Source organism: Pantoea sp. YU22 (assembly GCF_003970755.1).
GTDB lineage: Bacteria > Pseudomonadota > Gammaproteobacteria > Enterobacterales > Enterobacteriaceae > Pantoea > Pantoea piersonii.
The window spans coordinates 170,163-189,694 of the sequence record NZ_RYDU01000005.1; the positions used below are offsets into that span (position 1 = coordinate 170,163).

At 58.4% G+C, this 19,532-nt stretch carries 15 protein-coding genes; 3 read left to right on the forward strand and 12 right to left on the reverse strand.

Going from position 1 to position 19,532, the window contains the following annotated elements:
* Nucleotides 1-76: 76 nt before the first annotated feature.
* Entirely contained in the window at nucleotides 77-574 is a 498-nt protein-coding gene (gene iscR / locus EKL29_RS10120) for a Fe-S cluster assembly transcriptional regulator IscR (protein ID WP_120457525.1), read from the reverse strand.
* A gap of 108 nt (nucleotides 575-682) precedes the next feature.
* Nucleotides 683-1,420: a tRNA (cytosine(32)/uridine(32)-2'-O)-methyltransferase TrmJ gene (gene trmJ / locus EKL29_RS10125; protein WP_120457523.1), complete on the reverse strand. Its 738-nt coding sequence runs from the start codon at nucleotides 1,418-1,420 to the stop codon at nucleotides 683-685.
* Nucleotides 1,421-1,541: 121 nt separating this feature from the next.
* On the opposite strand from trmJ, the gene suhB reads away from it, so the two are divergent.
* Nucleotides 1,542-2,345 carry an inositol-1-monophosphatase gene (suhB, locus tag EKL29_RS10130; protein WP_120457521.1) on the forward strand — a complete coding sequence of 268 codons (804 nt, stop codon included), beginning with the start codon at nucleotides 1,542-1,544 and terminating at the stop codon, nucleotides 2,343-2,345.
* 218 nt (nucleotides 2,346-2,563) lie between these two features.
* Here the strand turns inward: suhB and EKL29_RS10135 are convergent, their stop codons facing one another.
* The 3 genes from EKL29_RS10135 to EKL29_RS10145 form a co-directional block, all read right to left on the reverse strand.
* Nucleotides 2,564-3,577, reverse strand: a complete 1,014-nt coding sequence (locus EKL29_RS10135; protein WP_120457519.1) for a hypothetical protein — start codon at nucleotides 3,575-3,577, stop codon at nucleotides 2,564-2,566.
* Nucleotides 3,578-3,790: 213 nt separating this feature from the next.
* A complete protein-coding gene (locus EKL29_RS10140) occupies nucleotides 3,791-4,774 on the reverse strand; it encodes a nickel/cobalt transporter (protein ID WP_126689551.1) in 984 nt (327 codons plus the stop codon).
* Nucleotides 4,765-5,391: a DUF1007 family protein gene (locus EKL29_RS10145; protein ID WP_126689552.1), complete on the reverse strand. Its 627-nt coding sequence runs from the start codon at nucleotides 5,389-5,391 to the stop codon at nucleotides 4,765-4,767. Before EKL29_RS10145 ends, EKL29_RS10140 begins: the two co-directional genes overlap by 10 nt.
* Nucleotides 5,392-5,547: 156 nt before the next feature.
* Between EKL29_RS10145 and csiE the strand changes: the two genes are divergently transcribed.
* Entirely contained in the window at nucleotides 5,548-6,816 is a 1,269-nt protein-coding gene (csiE, locus tag EKL29_RS10150) for a stationary phase inducible protein CsiE (protein WP_120457513.1), read from the forward strand.
* On the opposite strand, the gene EKL29_RS10155 is transcribed toward csiE, so the two are convergent.
* Both EKL29_RS10155 and glyA read right to left on the reverse strand, forming a co-directional pair.
* A complete protein-coding gene (locus tag EKL29_RS10155; protein ID WP_126689553.1) occupies nucleotides 6,813-7,952 on the reverse strand; it encodes a 3-phenylpropionate MFS transporter in 1,140 nt (379 codons plus the stop codon). The genes csiE and EKL29_RS10155 overlap by 4 nt on opposite strands.
* A gap of 116 nt (nucleotides 7,953-8,068) precedes the next feature.
* A complete protein-coding gene (gene glyA, locus EKL29_RS10160) occupies nucleotides 8,069-9,322 on the reverse strand; it encodes a serine hydroxymethyltransferase (RefSeq protein ID WP_120457509.1) in 1,254 nt (417 codons plus the stop codon).
* A gap of 331 nt (nucleotides 9,323-9,653) precedes the next feature.
* On the opposite strand from glyA, the gene hmpA reads away from it, so the two are divergent.
* The gene (gene hmpA / locus EKL29_RS10165) at nucleotides 9,654-10,838 is read left to right on the forward strand and encodes an NO-inducible flavohemoprotein (RefSeq protein WP_126689554.1); all 1,185 of its coding nucleotides are present in this window, start codon (nucleotides 9,654-9,656) and stop codon (nucleotides 10,836-10,838) included.
* Nucleotides 10,839-11,045: 207 nt separating this feature from the next.
* Here hmpA and glnB read toward each other — a convergent pair whose 3' ends face one another.
* From glnB to purL, 5 genes are all read right to left on the reverse strand, one after another.
* Nucleotides 11,046-11,384 carry a nitrogen regulatory protein P-II gene (gene glnB / locus EKL29_RS10170; RefSeq protein ID WP_033753971.1) on the reverse strand — a complete coding sequence of 113 codons (339 nt, stop codon included), beginning with the start codon at nucleotides 11,382-11,384 and terminating at the stop codon, nucleotides 11,046-11,048.
* 148 nt (nucleotides 11,385-11,532) lie between these two features.
* Nucleotides 11,533-12,867 carry a two-component system response regulator GlrR gene (gene glrR, locus EKL29_RS10175; protein ID WP_126689555.1) on the reverse strand — a complete coding sequence of 445 codons (1,335 nt, stop codon included), beginning with the start codon at nucleotides 12,865-12,867 and terminating at the stop codon, nucleotides 11,533-11,535.
* Nucleotides 12,867-13,535, reverse strand: a complete 669-nt coding sequence (gene qseG, locus EKL29_RS10180) for a two-component system QseEF-associated lipoprotein QseG (RefSeq protein ID WP_126689556.1) — start codon at nucleotides 13,533-13,535, stop codon at nucleotides 12,867-12,869. Before qseG ends, glrR begins: the two co-directional genes overlap by 1 nt.
* A gap of 3 nt (nucleotides 13,536-13,538) precedes the next feature.
* The gene (locus EKL29_RS10185) at nucleotides 13,539-14,966 is read right to left on the reverse strand and encodes a HAMP domain-containing sensor histidine kinase (RefSeq protein ID WP_126689557.1); all 1,428 of its coding nucleotides are present in this window, start codon (nucleotides 14,964-14,966) and stop codon (nucleotides 13,539-13,541) included.
* 557 nt (nucleotides 14,967-15,523) lie between these two features.
* Nucleotides 15,524-19,414 carry a phosphoribosylformylglycinamidine synthase gene (gene purL, locus EKL29_RS10190; protein WP_126689558.1) on the reverse strand — a complete coding sequence of 1,297 codons (3,891 nt, stop codon included), beginning with the start codon at nucleotides 19,412-19,414 and terminating at the stop codon, nucleotides 15,524-15,526.
* Nucleotides 19,415-19,532 lie beyond the last annotated feature (118 nt).

Genomic DNA, 19,532 nt, shown 5'->3' on the forward strand with positions numbered 1-19,532 from the left:
CCGTATCGAAAATCATACGTCTTTATAGCAGATTCGGCCCTGACCGCGTTAGCAGTAAGGGCCGCACAGAAGGGGATCAGGAAGCGCGAAGATTGACGTTGATTTCCTGAACGCGATTGTTCTGGAAACGACGATTGTCCTGTGAATTCTGGCGATCGGCCACGTCGAGGATCTCCTGGTTGTTCACCAGCTCGGCCAGCGTGATGTTGTTCAGAAAATCGCTGATGCGTACGCTGAGATCGCGCCACAGCACATGCGTCAGGCAGCGTTCGCCGCCCTGACAACCCTCTTTGCCCTGGCATTTAGTGGCATCAACGGATTCATCGACGGCAGTAATTACTTCGCCGACTGCAATGGCGCTGGACGCTTTGCCCAGCAGGTAGCCGCCGCCCGGTCCGCGGACGCTGGCCACCAGGCCATGCTTGCGCAGACGCGAGAATAACTGCTCCAGATAGGAGAGCGAAATGCCCTGACGCTCGGAAATATCAGCCAGCGGAACCGGCCCTTCATGGGAATGCAGGGCAACGTCCAGCATCGCGGTAACGGCGTAACGTCCTTTGGATGTCAGTCTCATAGCGTACTACCTCAATAGCGTCCGGTTATCGGAGGATTAGCAAAAGATAGCCGAAGTCTGACATTCCCGAGTATTTTGGTCAACTATTTAACCGAGTAATTTACTCAACTACTCTTTTTCGCCTTTGCGCTTTTCAAACGAGGCGAGCATGCCGCGCAGAATATTGAGCTCGTCGCGTTCCGGACGCGCACGTGTATAGAGGCGACGCAGCTTGCTCATCACCTGTCCCGGATTGCCTTCGCGGATAAATCCGCTGTTAAGCATCATCTGTTCCATGTGCTGATAGAAGCGCTCCAGATCGTCCACCAGCGGATAAGGCGACTCAGCATAGACCGGTGCAGGCTGCGCTTTTTCCTGCGCCGCCAGCCACGCCATACGCACTTCATAGGCGATAATCTGCACCGCCATCGCCAGATTGAGCGAGCTGTACTCTGGATTAGCCTGGATGGCGACGTGGTAGTGGCACTTTTGCAGTTCTTCGTTGGTCAGACCGACGCGTTCGCGGCCAAATACCAGCGCGACAGGGGCCTGCTCGCCCTCTTCCACGCTTTTGACGCCGCATTCGCGCGCGTCCAGCATGGGCCAGGGCAGCGAACGGGAACGGGCGCTGGTGCCGACCACCAGGCTACAGCCGGCAATCGCCTCGTCGAGCGTATCGACGATTTTCGCGTCGCCGATAACGTCGCTGGCGCCTGCCGCCAGGGAGATCGCCTGCGAGTCAGGTTTTACCAGCGGGTTGACGAGATAAAGATTGCTTAAGCCCATGGTTTTCATCGCGCGGGCCACGGAGCCCATATTGCCGGTGTGAGAGGTTTCCACCAGCACGATTCGAATATTCTGCAGCATAAATTGGCGTCAGTCAGGAAATGATGGGCAGCATGCTAACATAACTGGAGACATTTAAAGAACGCGCTGCTATACTTCGCGCCGTTTTTCCTCGTTCTTTAACATCCAGTGAGAGATACCGATGCATCCGATGCTCAACATCGCCGTGCGCGCTGCGCGCAAGGCCGGCAACCTGATTGCCAAGAATTATGAAACCCCGGACGCGGTCGAAGCCAGCCAGAAAGGCAGCAACGACTTTGTAACCAATGTTGACCGTGATGCAGAACGACTGATTATCGAAGTGATTCGCAAATCCTACCCGCAGCACTCTATCATTACCGAAGAGAGTGGCGAACTGGCGGGCGACGATCAGGACATTCAATGGGTTATCGATCCGCTGGATGGCACTACCAACTTTATCAAACGCCTGCCGCATTTCTCTGTCTCTATCGCCGTACGTATTAAAGGCCGTACTGAAGTCGCCGTGGTCTACGATCCCATGCGTAACGAGCTGTTTACCGCCGTACGCGGTCAGGGCGCGCAGCTTAACGGTTACCGTCTGCGCGGCAGCACCGCTCGCGATCTCGACGGCACTATTCTCGCGACCGGTTTCCCGTTCAAGACCAAGCAGCATGCGCCGGCCTTTATCAATGTAGTCGCGAAGCTGTTTACCCAGTGCGCTGATTTCCGCCGTACCGGCTCTGCCGCGCTGGATCTGGCCTATGTCGCCGCTGGCCGCGTTGACGGTTACTTTGAAATTGGTCTGAAGCCGTGGGATTTCGCTGCGGGCGAACTGCTGGTGCGCGAAGCGGGCGGTCTGGTCACGGACTTTACCGGCGGTCACGGTTATATGCACTCGGGCAACATCGTGGCGGGCAACCCGCGCGTGGTGAAATCGCTGCTCTCCAGCATGCGTGATGAGCTGAGCGAAGCGCTGAAACGCTGATATGAAAAAGGCCCCTGAAAAGGGACCTAGAACCACGCTGCGGACGCAAAGCGTGGTGGGTATGAATCGAAGAGCAAAGCGTCCCGCGCCATGGACGGCGCGGGCCGAGCGGTCAGGGATGACTTAAGCGACTTTGCGATCGATTCCTACCCACCGCGTCCGCACCGTACAAAAACTAAAGGCGGCTTTTCAGCCGCCTTTTTTATTTCACTTACTTGTTAGCGTCGTTCGTGACTCAGAACCTGACGCGGTTGGGTGCGACGACCAATACGACCCATCACCGCTGCCAGCACAGCTTCAATCAGCAGCATAAAGAAGGCGTACCAGCTCGCTTTCGCGGTTGCCGCAGCAGCCTGGTCAGCCGCTTCACGCGCTTTCTGTTCTGCCTGTTGCTTCAGCTGTTGATACTGCTGCATCGCTTTCTGATAGCTCTGCTCGGTCTGGTTAACGATCTGATCGACTTCCTGATCGCTCTTACCGGTGCGCGCCTTAATGATATTTTTCAGCGCGTCGCGGTCAGCCGCCTGCAGGGTATCGGAATGACGACCCATTACGCCTTTAACCCAGTTGGTAATATCCGTATCGGCATTCTGCGGATTCTGAGCGGTATTCTTCGCCTGGTTCTCCGCATTATTGGCTTCGCTATTCACATCCTTCTGTAAATTCTCCGGCTGCAATTCTGGCTTGCCGGTCTGGCGCAGCGTGGTTTGCAATTCATTTTGCAAATCATCGAGGTTGATATTATTTTCCTGCAGCTTCTGTTTTGCATAATCGGTTACCGTCGGCGCTGCGGCGGAAATACCGCTGCCTACCGCCTGGAAGCCTGAGCCAATAATATTGAACGCGCCGCCGATCAGGCTACTGGCCAGGGATACCGCAAGCCAGATAGTAAATAAGGTGCTCAGCCCGAACATCAGCAGACCATGCAGCGCACCTTCTCGCTGCGCCAGACGACCAGCCAGATAGCTACCAACCGCCATTGCGATTAGCATGCTCAGTCCGGTCCAGATTAGGGCGCCGGTGCCGAGATGCTGCAGCGGATTTTGCTCCTGTTGCGGATCTACCGAGGTGGCGCCGATCGCGGTCCCCAGCAGCGTCAGTAAAATATGCACAATCAGCGCGCCAATTACGCCAGCGAATACTGCGCTCCAGGAAATACGTTTTAAGGGTAATCCCGCGTGCGTTTCAGTAATGGTTTCTGTTGTACCATTATTAATCCGGGTTTCGTGCATGGTAGTTCTCCTCGCAACAGATAACGTTAAAAAATCAATATTATTAAAGGGACATAACATCTGGTTGTTTTATTTAGCGTAGACGAGAAAACTGTTTTCACCACAATAAGCGGCAATATATTGCAATTAACGAAGCGTAAATAGCGGAGATAAACCAGACGGAATAAAGCAAGGACGCCAGAGATTCTTTTCCTGGCGCCTCTGTCACGGCTGTTAGCCGAAAGGACGCAAACCGCCGCCGATGCCGGGCGTCGCGCTTTGCCACAGTGCCAGCCCTGCTGCGATCAGCAGCGCGCTGCCGACCAGTGCCAAAACAGGCATCGCCAGCGCCGCCGTTGAGGCCGCCCGGCTTTCGCCGCCCAGCCGCAGCGCCAGCGTCCGTGAGCGCTGCACCAGCAGGCCGATCGCGGAAATCGTTAACGCTGTGCCCAGCGCCATAACCGCCGCCGACAGGACGCCCCAGAGATAGACGCCGATAACGCGGGAAAACAGCAGCATCATTATCGCGCCCGAACAGGGACGCAATCCCATAGACGCCACCAGCAGCAGCTGGGTTTTAAGGCTGACCGCCCCGGCGACCTGCTGCGCGTCTGGCAGATGCGCATGACCGCAGCCGCAATGCGCGTCGTGCTGATGATCGGCACGCAGAGCATGGATTTTCATCGGCGAGCGCGGCCGCAGCTGACGCCGCAGCGCCTTTAACGCGCGCACGCCAATCCATACCCCCAGCCCGATCACCAACAGATAGCTCCCCTTCTCCAGCCAGTAGCTGCTGAGATGCAGCTGGCGCGAAGAGGTTTGCAGCACCACCAGCATAAGCGTAACCAGAACAATCGCCACGCTGCCCTGCAGCAGCGAGGCCAGCAGCGTCAGCCTGAGCGTCGTCTTGAGACGTGCCGGATGCGTCGCGAGAAAGGTGGTGATCACCACTTTGCCGTGGCCGGGTCCCAGCGCATGCAGAACGCCATAAGCCAGACTGAAGAGCACCAGCATGCCGCCAGCCTGTTCGGGCGCGGTTTTGACCTGCTGCAGCAGCTGAGTCATCTGTTGATGAAGCTCTTTCTGCCAGCTCACGCTTTGCAGCAGAATCTGCGGCCAGTATTGCCACAGCGCGAACGCCGTCGCCGCCAGCGCGAACGCCAGCAGCCACAGCGGCCAGACGCGACGCGCAGGAGCACGAGAAAACATCAGTGACATGTCAGCGTGACCTTTTGCGCAAACTGGCGACCCAAATCCATCTCCTCAGGCGGCGCATTGGCTTTATCCAGCGACAGAGCGTACTGCTTCAGGCTGTCGTCCGGTTTCGGCGTATGCAGCGCCAGCTCGCAGCGCGACGTTAACGCCGCAGGCAGGCTAAGGGCGTGGGCGTCGCTGTAGGTCATATCAACGAAGTATGTCGGGTCGAAAGTCAGGATATCGAAACGTTGCCCGGTTAGCGCTGGCGGCTCCGCCAGCGGCAAAATAAATTCCAGCACCGCTTTGTTGCCGCTTCGCGACAGTGCGTACTCTTTCGGCAGGTTGAGAAATTTCACGCGCTGGCCGTTGTGCCACACCTCAGAGAAGTAGTGCTGGCCCAGCACATTCGCCATGACTTCCGCCGCCAGTTTTTTCCATACTTCGCTGCCGGGCTTCGCATCGCCCGCATCGTAAAGCAGATCGGCGGAGGTGATCTCATCCATCGTCCAGTTCATCTTCAGTCCGGTGAAGGTATCGCCGTCGGCGAGCAGTTCGGTTTTCATATCGATAAAGCTGTGTGGATGGGCATAACTGGCCCCGCTCATCAGTAACAGTAAAGTAAAAAAGATGCCTCTCATAATGTTATAAAGTTACATTCCCGGTTAAAAGCGCATATAAGTAACAAAAAATTGTGACCCACGCTGAAGCATTGCAGAAAAAATCAGCAGCAGGCCGCGGCCCTTTTCGCCATTGGCTATTCTTAGCGCAATACCGGACCGCTGGAATCTAGACTGATGAGTTCTGCTCCCTCTTCGGCACCACTCTTCACCCGATCACAGCGTCGTTGTCATCTGCTGTTGCTGTTGTATCTGCCCACTCCCGCGCTAACGCTCGAAAAACTCTGTCAGTTAAACGGCGTTGACGCTGTCGTCGCCCGACAGGATATCGAAGATGTCGGGGATGAGATACAGCGTTATCACCAGTTGGAACTGCATCAAATGGTGGACGGCAGCTTTCGCATACACGGCACCGAGCTGGATCGGCGACTTTGCCTGCTGCACTGGCTGCGGCGCGGGCTGCGCTTGTCAGAAAACTTCGTGCGCGACCATTTTGCCGCGCCGCTGCGCCAGCGGCTGAAAGCGATGAAAATAGAAAAAGCGCTCTATGACGAGATAAATTTGCAGGCGCTGATCCAGCACTGCAGCCTGAAGCTCTCCCGCGACTTCAGCGCGCGCGACCGCTTGTTTCTGCAAATCTTCATGAAGTATGGGCTAATGCAGCGCCAGCCTGCCCTGTTCAACGAGCGGCAGCGCGCCTGGCTTCAGCAGAAGTATGAGCGCGAGGCGGCGTTGGACGTCATTCTTCACTGGCAAAAGCGCTGTCATCTGGCGCCGCATATCAGCGAAGCGGACTTCTGGACGCTGCTGTTCAGCCTGATCCATGCGCCTGGCCCTGATACGTTGCATCATCCCGGCAGCCAGCAGCTGATGCGGGAAACCAGACAGCTTATCGCCACCTTCGAACAACTGGCCGAGCTGCGCTTCGGCGAACCTCAGGAACTGACGGAGCAGCTCTATACGCATCTGGCGCAGGCGCTGGATCGCTCCCACTTCGGCATCGGCATTGATAACAGCGTAGCGCTGGACGTCACGAAGCTCTATCCGCGCCTGCTGCGCACCACGCAGCAGGCGCTGGACGGGTTCGAAACCACCTACGATCTGCGCTTCAGCCAGGAGGAGGTTAGCCTGATTGCGGTGATATTCGGCGCCTGGCTGATGCAGGAAAACGCGCTGCAGGAGAAGCAGGTTCTGCTGCTGACCGGCGACAACGCCCGGCTTGAACAGCAGCTTGAGCAGCAGATCCGCGAAATTTCGCTGCTGCCGATCAATATCAAATATCAGGATATGAGCGACTTCCAGCGCGACGGCGCGCCGCGTGAAATCGCGCTGGTGATCTCCCCTTACGCGACGTCGCTACCGCTCTATTCGCCGCCGCTGATCCACGCCGAGCTGCCGCTGAGCGAACATCAGCAGCAGCGTATACGGGCGCTGCTGGAGGCTTAAGCCGCGCGCGGCCGCAAAAAGAGTGCGGGCAGCGCGACCAGCGCCATCACCCAGAAGAGATGGCCCTGCAGCGGGGTAAACAGCACGCCGCAGATCATGGTCATTACCGCGATGCCGCCGCCCATCGCCAGCGCCGAGTAGATCGACTGCAGGCGGATAACGTCTGAACCGCTGCGCGCGGCGATAAAGCGCATCGCCGCCAGATGGCAGACGGTAAAGCTGCCGCAGTGCAGGATCTGCCCTACGATAAGCCAGGGTAGTTCAACGGTCGCACCCAGCAATGTCCAGCGCACCAGCGCGCAGATGCCGGAGAGCAGCAGCAAATCGCGCGCGCGCCAGCGTCGAAACAGGCGATTGCTCAGAGCGAAAACGACAATCTCCGCTACCACGCCAAGCGACCACAGATAGCCTACCACCGACGCGGAGTAGCCGCTCTGCTGCCACCATATCGCGCTGAATCCGTAATAGGCGGCGTGCGCCCCCTGCATCAGCGTAACGCACAGCATAAAGCGCCACACGCTGTTCTCACGCAGCAGATCGCGCCACGCCTGCCAGCCGCCGCCTGTCGCGCTGTGTCGCTCCTCGCCCTGCGGTCGGGTAAGCGGCGGCAGCAACATGCCGCCCAGCATCGCCAGCACGCCGACGGAGAGCAGCGCCAGAATCGCCTGCGATGACCAGTGGTTGACCAGCAGTCCGGTAAGCGCCGAACTGATAACGAACGCCAGCGATCCCCACAGCCGCACCGGGCCATATTTCAGTCCGATCTGCTGGGTCCAGGTGGCGGCCAGCGCATCGCTGAGCGGCACCAGCGGCGAAAAGAAGAGATTAAAGCCCACTATAACGAAGAGTAGCCACAGCCACTGCTGCCCTATCCAGTATCCGGCGGCGAACAAACAGGTCAGCAGCGCCAGCAACCGCAGCGCGGTGATCAGCTGCGCTGGATGCTTCACCTGCGAAGCGATCAGCAGGCTGCCCACAAAGCGCGCCACCATGCCGCAACCGAGCAGCAGGCCGATCTTCTCCGCATCGAGGCCGGTGCCCTTTAGCCAGACGCCCCAAAAAGGCAGATAGATACCGTAGCAAAAAAAGTAAGTGAAATAGCCGAGACCGAGCCATTTTGACGAGCCGATCGCCATTCTGCCTCCCGCAGTGAAGGGTCCATAGAAAATGATTGCGCGTTACTCTAGCCTAAAAACGGCAATAAAAAAGGATGGCCGAAGCCATCCTTAATCGCGGTCACACAAGCTCAGGCTTATGCGTAAACCGGCAGACGAGCGCAGACTTCCAGCACTTTCTGTTTGGTGCGTTCGATAGTCGCTTCATCGTTGATGTTGTCGAGCACGTCGGCAATCCAGCCCGCCAGCTCGCGAACTTCCGCTTCTTTAAAGCCGCGGCGAGTCACAGCAGGGGTACCGATACGCACGCCAGAGGTAACGAACGGGCTTTTCGGATCGTTTGGCACGCTGTTTTTGTTAACGGTGATGTTGGCGCGGCCCAGCGCGGCGTCCGCCTCTTTACCGGTCAGGTTTTTGCTGACCAGATCGATCAGGAACAGGTGGTTATGGGTGCCGCCTGAAACGATGTTATAGCCGCGCTCGATCAGCACTTCCACCATCGCTTTGGCGTTTTTAGCAACCTGCTGCTGATACGCTTTAAACTCCGGCTCCATCGCCTCTTTAAACGCCACCGCTTTACCGGCGATAACGTGCATCAGCGGACCGCCCTGCCCGCCCGGGAAGACGGCAGAGTTGAGTTTCTTGTAGAGCTCTTCGTCGCCGCCTTTCGCCAGGATCAGGCCGCCGCGCGGACCCGCCAGGGTTTTATGGGTGGTAGAGGTGACGATATGCGCGTGCGGAACCGGGTTCGGATAGACGTCAGCAGCGATCAGACCGGCCACGTGCGCCATATCGACGAACAGGTAAGCACCGACGCTGTCAGCGATTTCACGCATTTTCGCCCAGTCGCAGACGCCGGAGTAGGCAGAAAAGCCGCCAACGATCATTTTCGGCTGATGGGTTTTTGCCAGCTCTGCCAGCTCGTCGTAGTCGATTTTGCCGCTCTCATCGATGCCGTAAGGCACGACGTTATAGAGTTTGCCAGAGAGGTTTACCGGCGAACCGTGAGTCAGGTGACCGCCATGCGCCAGGTTCATGCCCAGAATGGTATCGCCCGGCTTCAGCAGTGCGGTATAAACAGCAAAGTTAGCCTGAGAGCCAGAGTGCGGCTGCACGTTAGCGTAATCGGCGCCGAACAGCGCTTTAGCGCGATCGATGGCCAGTTGTTCAACGATGTCGACATATTCACAACCGCCGTAGTAGCGTTTCCCCGGATACCCTTCCGCGTACTTGTTGGTGAGCTGCGAACCTTGCGCCTGCATTACACGTGGGCTGGTGTAGTTTTCAGAAGCAATCAGTTCAATGTGCTCTTCCTGACGCACTTTCTCTTGCTCCATCGCCTGCCACAATTCGGCATCATAATCGGCAATGTTCATTTCACGCTTTAACATCCGCATCTCCTGACTCAGCTAACTTTTAACGGCGGTTTAGGCTCCCTTAGGGAGCAAAGGCCAACAGTGTAAACCGTTTTGCCAGGTGACGGTAGCGCCAATTCCTGATTGTACGCAAACGATTGGCTTGGCGCTGGCAAAGGATTTTTACGCTTTCCTGTGCTACGGTGGCACCGCGATTTTTCCTCAGGTTGTGACGCAGGTTTTTGCAATTTGTACTTAAAGCTTGCCACCTTTATAGCCTGATTTTTTACCGGGTTATTTACAACTACCGAACCAGGATCATAACATGCATTTAAAATGCAACTTTAAAGCAGCCTGAGGAACCACCATGCTTGACGCACAAACCATTGCTACCGTGAAATCTACCCTTCCTGCTGTCGCCGCCGTTGGGCCAAAGCTCACCGCTCACTTTTACGACCGCATGCTGTCGCAGCATCCCGAACTGAAAAACGTGTTCAATATGAACAACCAGCGCAACGGCGATCAGCGCGAGGCGTTATTTAACGCCATCTGTGCCTACGGCGCGAATCTGGATAACCTGGCGGCGCTGCTGCCGGCGGTAGAAAAAATCGCGCAGAAGCATGCCAGCCTGACGATCAAGCCGGAACAGTACGCTATCGTCGGGGAGAACCTGCTGGCGACGATTAAAGAACTGCTGAATCCAGGCGATGAAGTGCTGGCGGCATGGGGTCGCGCTTATGGCGTGCTGGCGGATGTATTTATTAAGCGTGAAGAGGCGATTTACCAGGAAACCGAGCAGCAGGAAGGCGGCTGGCGCGGTACGCGCGCGTTCCGCATTAGCGCTATTGAGGAGCAAAGTTCGGTCATTAAAAGCTTTACTCTGACGCCGGTCGATGGCGGCGCAGTCGCAGCCTTTAAGCCGGGCCAGTATATTACTGTCCGTCTGCACCCCGCCAGTTTTGAGTTTCAGCAGAATCGCCAGTACTCGCTTACGCATACCAGCAATGGCAAAACCTACCGCATTGCGGTGAAACGCGACGCACAGGGCACCGTTTCCGGCTGGCTGCATGAAAACGCACAGCCAGGCGATGTGCTGGAGCTGACCGCGCCGCACGGCGACGTATTTATGGACGTGACGACCGACACGCCGGTGGCGCTAATTTCAGCGGGCGTCGGCGTAACCCCGACGCTGGCGATGCTGCATGCGCTGGCCGAACAGCAGCATGCCGCGCCGGTGACCTGGCTGCACGCGACGGAAAACGGTGCGCAGCACGCCTTTGCGGATGAAGTGGCCGAGACGGGCGCTCGCCTGCAAGATTTTGAGAAGCGCGTCTGGTATCGCGTGCCGGACGCCGCCGATGCGGGCCGGTTTGATGCTGAAGGTATGATGGATCTGGCCAGCGAAGCCGCGCGCCTGCAGGATCCGCGCACGCAGTTCTGGCTGTGCGGACCGGTAGGCTTTATGCAGTTTATCGCCGGTCAGCTACGCGATGCGGGCGTTGATGCCTCTCGCATTCACTATGAAGTGTTCGGCCCGCATAAAGGGCTGTAAGGCCACAGCAGGAACAGGCTACAGACGATATCTGAGCCTGCACGCGGGTGATATGGACCGAGGAGCAAAGCGTCCCGCGCCAGGGATGGCGCGGGCCGAGCTGCAGGGATGCCGTTTTGCGTCTTTGCGATCGGGGCATATCACCCGCGCTGACACCCAGCCAACAGACAAAGCCCGCAAGCAGGCTTTTATCTTTCACAGGCGAAATTAGATCGCCTCTTCATCCTCTTCGCCGGTACGGATACGCACCACGCGCGAGACGTCAAAGACAAAAATCTTACCGTCGCCGATTTTACCGGTCTGCGCAGTTTTCATAATGGTTTCCACGCAGGTGTCGACGATATCGTCGCCCACCACCATTTCAATCTTCACTTTCGGCAGAAAGTCGACCATATACTCTGCGCCGCGATAAAGCTCGGTATGCCCTTTCTGGCGGCCAAAGCCTTTAACTTCAGAAACCGTCATCCCGGTGATGCCGACCTCGGCTAAGGCTTCGCGCACATCATCGAGTTTGAATGGTTTGATAATCGCATCAATCTTTTTCATGTCAGACCCTTTTCTCACTCCCTCCGTGGCCGGATGGGGTGCTGTAAGTGTATACCCGCAGCGTCAGGCTACAGGGGCGTCGCCCGCAACGCATCCCGCCCGAAGGGGTATTTATCAACGCTTTCAAACGCTTCATCGCGCCAGAAAGCTACTCTTTAAAATCGCTGGCGTCCAGTTCATGTCGGGACAGCAGCTTATAAAACTCGGTGCGATTACGCCCGGCCAGCCGGGCGGCATTGGTGACATTGCCTTTAGTCATCTGCAGCAGCTTACGCAGGTAGTTAAGCTCAAACTGGTTTCGCGCCTCGACAAAGGTTGGCAGAACGCTGTTCTCCCCGCTCAGCGCCTGCTCGACCAGCGCATCGCTGATCACCGGCGATGAGGTGAGCGCCACGCACTGCTCGATAACGTTCACCAGCTGACGCACGTTGCCCGGCCAGCTCGCCGTCATCAGCCGCTTCATCGCATCCACTGAGAAGCTGCGCACAAAAGGTTTATGTCGATCCGCCGCCTGACGCAGCAGATGGCTGGCAAGCAGCGGAATATCCTCCGTGCGCTCATGCAGCGCGGGCAGTTTAAGATTGACCACGTTAAGCCGGTAAAAGAGATCCTCGCGAAACTCTTTTTTCTCCATCGCTTTTGGCAAATCGCGATGCGTCGCGGAGATGATGCGCACGTTAATATCGATATCATGATTGCTGCCGAGCGGACGGATTTTGCGCTCCTGCAGTACGCGCAGCAGTTTCACCTGCAGCGACGGCGGCATATCGCCAATCTCATCCAGGAACAGCGTGCCCCCTTCCGCCGCCTGAAACAACCCTTCGCGCGCGCTTACCGCGCCGGTAAAGGCGCCTCTGGCGTGCCCGAACAGCTCAGACTCCAGCAGCTGTTCCGGCAGCGCGCCGCAGTTAATGGCGATAAAAGGTTTGTCCGCGCGCGGGCTGGCGGCGTGGATCGCCTGCGCCAGCACCTCTTTGCCGCTGCCGCTCTGGCCGTTAATCAATACGCTGACGTCAGACTGCGCCACCATATGCGCCTGCTCCAGCAGCCGCAGCATTGTCGGGCTGCGGGTGACGATCGCCTCGCGCCAGCGGTCGTCGCTGGCTGGCGCGCGCTGCGCCAGTGCATCGTCGATCGCTTTATAGAGCGCATCGCGGTCCACCGGCTTGGTAAGAAAACTGAATACGCCCTGCTGCGTGGCGGAGACGGCATCCGGAATCGAGCCGTGCGCCGTGAGAATAATCACCGGCAGGCTGGGGTTGCGCTTCTGAATTTCGCCGAACAGCGCCAGACCGTCCATCTCATCCATACGCAAATCGCTGATCACCAGATCGATCTGATCTTTCTGCAGCAGGCGCAGCGCTTCCGGCCCGCTGGCGGCGGTGGTCACCTGATAGCCTTCGCTAGTAAGACGCATGCCCAGCAGCTTCAGCAGGCTGGGATCGTCATCTACCAGCAACAAACGTGCGGATTGTCTGGCCATTAAGGCTCCTCATGTTGCGAGGCTTCCGGCGCATGGCCGCCCTCTGTAACGTCCGGCGCTTTGCGTGAAGAGAGCTGGCGCTCAATATCGGTCAGGCGCTCCAGCTTATGCTGCGTGTCATTAAGGGTTTTACGCATCTGCGCATCTTGCTGACGTAGCGCATCAAGCTGCGCATCGCTGCTCTGCTGTAAATGCGCGAAGCGCGAACGCGTTTCGCTGAGATCGAGCTGAGCGACCTGGTTGCTGCGCCACAGCTGGATCAGCGGACGCACCGCGCCAGGGAAACGGCTGCTGTATTCGTCCAGCGCCTCGACATAATCGCGTCGCTCCAGCGGCGTGACGTTGCCGTTAGCCATCAGAATGCCGTTTTTAAACGCGCGCGCCCAGCCTTCAACTGGCCAGCGATGCGCTTCGGCGCGCGCCTCTGCGGGCGACAGGCGCTCGGCGCAGTCGATGGCGCGCATCCAGTAGAGCGGATTGCCCGTGGCTGCCGCGCTTTCGTTGCGCCAGACGCTGGCGCAGTCTGTTGCCAGATAATCGGGGAGCCTGACCTCCGGCTCGGCGACGATGGCGTCGCGATGCGCAGACGAAGCGGCCGGGGAGGCGTTACAGCCGCTGAGAGAGAAGCTCAGCAGCGCTGTAAAAAGTGAGGCGAAGACGATATTCATCTGTCAGAGATTCCCGGCTGTGTGATTCAGTACGATACGAAAACAAACGTCGGCGTCCTGGCTGTCAACCAGCTGCAGATCCCCCTGCATGCGACGCAGACAATCTTTAGCGATGCTCAGTCCCAGCCCGCTGCCTTTAACCGGCCCTTTACGCTGCAGACTGCCCTGAAAAAAGGGTTCGAATATCATTTCCCGTTCTTTCGCGGGGATCGGCGTGCCGCTGTTAGCCACCTCTATCCATACTTTATCGCCGTGCAGCTGGCTGCGCAGCCAGATGCTACCGGATTCGCCGCCATAGTTCACGGCGTTAGAGTATAAGTTATCGATCACGCGCATCAGCAGCACAGGTTCGGCGAGGCAGCGCTTCGCCTGTAGATCGCAATGCACATGCATCAGTTTAGCGCGCGCCGGCAGCGCATGGGCGCTCACCACCATATCCACCAGGTCGACAATATCCACCGCTTCCAGCGTCGTAGGACCTTCTGACTGTTTACGGTTGTAGTCGAGCAGTTGTTCAATCAGGCGCTGCAGATGACGGCTGCTGGTGTCCAGGATCGCCACCACCTCTTTCTGGTCGCTGTTCAGCGCGCCGACCACTTCGTCCGCCAGCAGCTCGGTGCCTTCGCGCAGGCTGGCGAGCGGCGTTTTCAGCTCATGGGAGAGATGGCGCAAAAACTCATGGCGCTGCGTCTCCAGCCACGCCAGCCGCTCGCTAAGCCAGACGATGCGCTGACCAAGCGAGCGCAGTTCGCGCGGTCCGCGAAAGGCCACGCTCGCGCCCAGTTCGCGCCCTTCGCCGAGCCGGTTGATCATGCGCTCGACGCTTTTGACCGGTCCGATAATCATACGGGTGAAAAGCAGCACCAGCGCCAGGCTGACGATAAACAGAATAAGCGCCTGCCAGCCGAAAAACTGGCCGCGATCGGCGATTTCGCGCTGCAGCTGCAGCCCGCGCGCGAACACTACTTCACGCGTCTCCTGCACCAGCTGCGCATTAGCGGCGGAGAAACGCTCCAGCGCCTGCGAGGCGGCAGCGACCGGATTGCCGTTATCGCACTGTAACTCGGTTAACTGCGGCAGCGTTGCACGCAGCGTCTGGAACGCCGCCAGCGCGGGCAGGCTGGAAGCGTGGGAATCGAGTATCTGGCTGTATCGCGCGCGCTGGGTTTGATAGAGGCGCGACAGGGTGGCGTCGCCCAGCACGCAATACTGGCGATAGCTGCGCTCCAGCTCCAGCGCGGTACGCGCCATCGCCTCACTGCGCCGCACGTCGGTAAAGGTATTGCGATTGGTGTCGACAGCCTGATCGCTTAAGGCCGACAGGCTTTCCCAGGCTTGCCATGCCAGCACCAGCAGCGGCAACAGCACCAGTAAAAACGCCATCAGCACCAGCTGGCGCAACGATCGGGGAAATAAACGCCATCTTCTCACGCGGTCGCTTCCTTTAATAAACGCTGTAAGGATGCTAGCGAAGTCCGCCGGTGGAAGATAGAGCGGAAATGAAAACGGCAGGCCTTCTGGCCTGCCGTGAGAGCGACGCCGCAGCATCGCCGAAAAAGAGGTGGAGCCTAACTCAACGTTTCGCCCGATGCTTGATAACGTTGCAAAGCAAGCGATTATCGGCTGGTGGACGGCAGGCTCCGTTTGGTGCGTCATTCAGTTTTTATGAGCTCTGCCGCAGTGCGGGGCAATCATAAACAGGAGAATGAGCCACGTAGTGATATTAGCAAACTTCGCGCCAGAAAATAAATAGTATTCTTTTTCAGACGGTTGCCAGCATTAGCGGCTATTCCTGCCGTGAAGCGCGAAACGCGAAGCGCCTATCTGTCGCCAAATCCCAACACATCTGCCCATCACGCGCTTATGTCTTATCTATCAGTAAGATATATGTCGCCTTTTAGAGACAACTAACAAGGGGAATGTCGCTATTTCCCAACACTCATAAAAAAAGGAGACATCGCTGTCTCCTTTTTGCTCGCTTACCAGATTTATCCTAGCTGCTTACGCGCATTACGGAAAATGCGCATCCACGGGCTATCCTCGCCCCACTCAGCCGGATGCCAGGAGTTGCTCACCGTACGGAATACGCGCTCCGGGTGCGGCATCATAATCGTGACGCGTCCGCTTTCGTTCGTTACCGCCGTAATGCCGTGAGGCGAGCCATTCGGGTTAGCCGGGTAGGCTTCGGTGACTTTACCGTAGTTATCGATAAAGCGCAGCGCGACCAGACCTTTCGACTCCAGCGCGGCCAGATGTGCGCCGTCGCGCACTTCAACAAAGCCCTCGCCGTGAGAGACCGCAATCGGCATATGCGAGCCTGCCATGCCGTCCAGCAGCAGAGACGGGCTGACGGCCACTTCAACCAGGCTGAAACGCGCTTCAAAACGCTCGGACTGGTTGCGCACAAAGCGCGGCCAGAGGTCACTGCCCGGGATCAGCTCGCGCAGATTCGACATCATCTGGCAGCCGTTGCACACGCCAAGCGCCAGCGTCTGCGGACGATGGAAAAAGTTCTCGAACTCATCGCGCACGCGGTTATTGAACAGAATGGATTTTGCCCAGCCTTCGCCAGCGCCCAGTACGTCGCCATAAGAGAAACCGCCGCAGGCCACCAGCGCCTGGAACTCCTCCAGTCCCCGACGCCCCGCAAGCAGATCGCTCATATGCACGTCAACCGCCGTGAAGCCAGCGCGGTGGAAGGCAGCCGCCATTTCAACATGGGAGTTAACCCCCTGCTCACGCAGCACCGCGACGCGCGGACGCGCGCCGGTGGCGATCATCGGCGCGGCGATATCCTCTTCCGGTTTAAAGGTCAGGTGAACGTTCAGGCCGGGATCGTTATCGTCTTTACGCGCCTCGTGCTCCTGGTCGGCGCAGAGAGGGTTATCGCGCAGACGCTGCATCTGCCAGCTGGTTTCGCCCCACCAGGTACGCAGCGTGGTGCGGCTTTCGCTGTAGATCGCGCTGTCGCCGAAACGAATAACAAAACGATCGCCGCGCTGTGCGCTGCCCAGAACGTGACTGCATCCTGCCAGTCCCTGCTCCGCCAGCACCTTCTCAACCGCATCGCGATCTTCCGCTTTAATCTGAATAACCGCGCCCAGCTCTTCGGTAAAGAGCGCCGCCAGCGCGTCGCTGCCCAGCGCGGCGATATCGACATCGATACCGCAGTGGCCGGTAAAGGCCATTTCCGCCAGCGTCACCAGCAGACCGCCGTCTGCACGGTCGTGGTAAGCCAGCAGTTTCTGCTGCGCTACCAGCGTCTGCATCGCATTGAAGAAGCCCGCCAGCTGCTGCGCATCGCGCACGTCGGCCGGTTTGTCGCCCAGCTGACGATAGACCTGCGACAGCGCGGTCGCGCCCAGCGTATTCGCGCCGTTGCCGAGATCGATCAGCAGCAGCAGGTTTTCACCCTCCGCCTGCAGCTGCGGCGTCACGGTGCGGCGCACATCTTCCACGCGGGCGAAGGCGGTGATCACCAGCGACAGCGGCGCAGTCATTTCGCGCTGCTCGACGCCTTCCTGCCAGCGGGTTTTCATCGACATAGAGTCTTTGCCCACCGGGATAGTGATGCCGAGCGCAGGACAAAGCTCCTCGCCTACTGCCTTGACCGCTTCGTAGAGGCCTGCGTCTTCGCCCGGATGACCTGCAGCGGCCATCCAGTTAGCGGAGAGTTTCACGCGCTTGAGATCGCCAATCTGCGTCGCCGCAAGGTTGGTCAGCGCTTCGCCCACCGCCAGACGGCCCGAAGCGGCGAAATCGAGCAGCGCGACCGGGGCGCGTTCGCCCAACGCAAAGGCTTCGCCGTGATAGCTGTCGAGGCTGGCGGTAGTGACCGCGCAGTTCGCGACAGGGATCTGCCACGGACCGACCATCTGGTCGCGCGCCACCATACCGGTCACGGTACGGTCGCCGATAGTAACGAGAAAGGTTTTCTCCGCCACGGCTGGCAGATGCAGCACGCGGTTTACCGCATCGCTGAGGGTAATGCCGTCGCGCAGCAGCGGCTCGCCTTTTGCCTGCTGCGTCACTACGTCGCGCATCATTTTCGGCGTTTTGCCCAGCAGTACGTCAAGCGGCATGTCGATCGGCGTGTTGTCGAAATGACTGTCGCTCAGGCTCAGGTGCTGCTCTTCGGTCGCTTCGCCGATAACGGCGTAAGGGGCGCGCTCGCGCTGACACAGCGCGTCGAATTCTGCCAGTTTCTCCGGTGCCACCGCCAGCACGTAGCGCTCCTGCGACTCGTTACACCACACTTCCAGCGGGCTCATGCCCGGCTCATCGTTAAGGATATCGCGCAGGTTAAAACGACCGCCGCGTCCGCCGTCGCTCACCAGCTCCGGCATGGCGTTGGAGAGACCGCCCGCGCCTACGTCATGGATAAAGAGAATCGGGTTCTCTTCGCCCATCTGCCAGCAGCGGTCAATCACCTCCTGACAGCGGCGCTCCATTTCCGGGTTGTCGCGCTGCACCGAGGCGAAATCGAGATCGGCGTCTGACTGACCGGAGGCCATAGATGAGGCCGCGCCGCCGCCCAGACCGATATTCATCGCCGGGCCGCCCAGTACGATCAGCTTCGCGCCGACGGTAATTTCACCTTTCTGCACGTGGTCGGCGCGGATATTGCCGATGCCGCCCGCCAGCATAATCGGCTTGTGATAGCCGCGCAGCTCAACGCCGTTATGGCTGTTGACCTGCTCTTCATAGGTGCGGAAATAGCCGTTCAGCGCCGGACGCCCAAATTCGTTATTGAACGCTGCGCCGCCCAGCGGGCCTTCGGTCATGATGTCCAGCGCGCTGACGATGCGGTCTGGCTTGCCGAAATCCTCTTCCCAAGGCTGCTCAAAGCCTGGAATACGCAGGTTCGACACGGAGAAACCGACCAGACCGGCTTTCGGCTTCGCGCCGCGCCCGGTGGCGCCTTCGTCGCGGATTTCGCCGCCGGAGCCGGTCGCTGCACCTGGCCACGGCGAGATCGCCGTCGGGTGGTTATGGGTTTCTACCTTCATCAGGATATGCGCCGCTTCCTGATGGTATTCATATTCGCCTTTGCGCGCGTCGGCGAAGAAGCGCCCTACCTCTGAGCCTTCCATAACCGCTGCGTTGTCTTTATAGGCTGACAGCACATGATCCGGCGTGGTCTCAAAGGTGTTTTTAATCATTTTAAACAGCGACTTCGGCTGTTTTTCGCCGTCGATAATCCAGTCGGCGTTAAAGATTTTATGACGGCAGTGCTCAGAGTTGGCCTGCGCGAACATATAGAGTTCGATGTCGTTCGGGTTGCGTCCGAGGCGCTGGAAAGCCTCCAGCAGGTAGTCGATTTCATCGTCCGCCAGCGCCAGCCCCAGCGTACGGTTAGCTTCTTCCAGCGCCTGGCGGCCGTTATTCAGCACGTCTACGCTCTTAAGCGGCTGCGGCTCATGATGGGCGAACAGCGCCTCCGCCTGCGAAAAATCGCTGTAGACGGTCTCCATCATGCGGTCGTGCAGCAGCGACTGAAGCGCCTGCCACTGCGTTTCCGTCAGCTGCGGCGCCTGCACATAGAAAGCCAGACCGCGCTCAAGGCGTCGCACCTGCGGCAGATCGCAGTTGTGCGCGATATCTGTCGCTTTGGAAGACCAGGGCGAAATAGTGCCGGGACGCGGCGTGACCAGCAGCAGACGGCCTTGTGGCGCATGTTCGGCGAGAGAAGGACCGTATTTCAGCAGGCGCTGCAGGCGCGCTTTTTCATCAGCGTTCAGCGGTGCGCTGACATCGGCAAAATGGACGTACTCGGCGTAAATGTCACTCACCGGCAGGTGAGCGTCCTGAAAGCGGGTCAGCAGTTTGTTTACACGAAATGCCGACAGGGCGGGCGAACCACGCAGAATTTCCATCATTTAATCTCTCGTCAGAGCGCCGTGCGACGCTTCAAGGGGCACAACAGCAGAAAACGGGCGGTATTATAGAGAAACACCCCGCCCGACGAAACCGTTTGCGCATAATTTCTCTGACCAC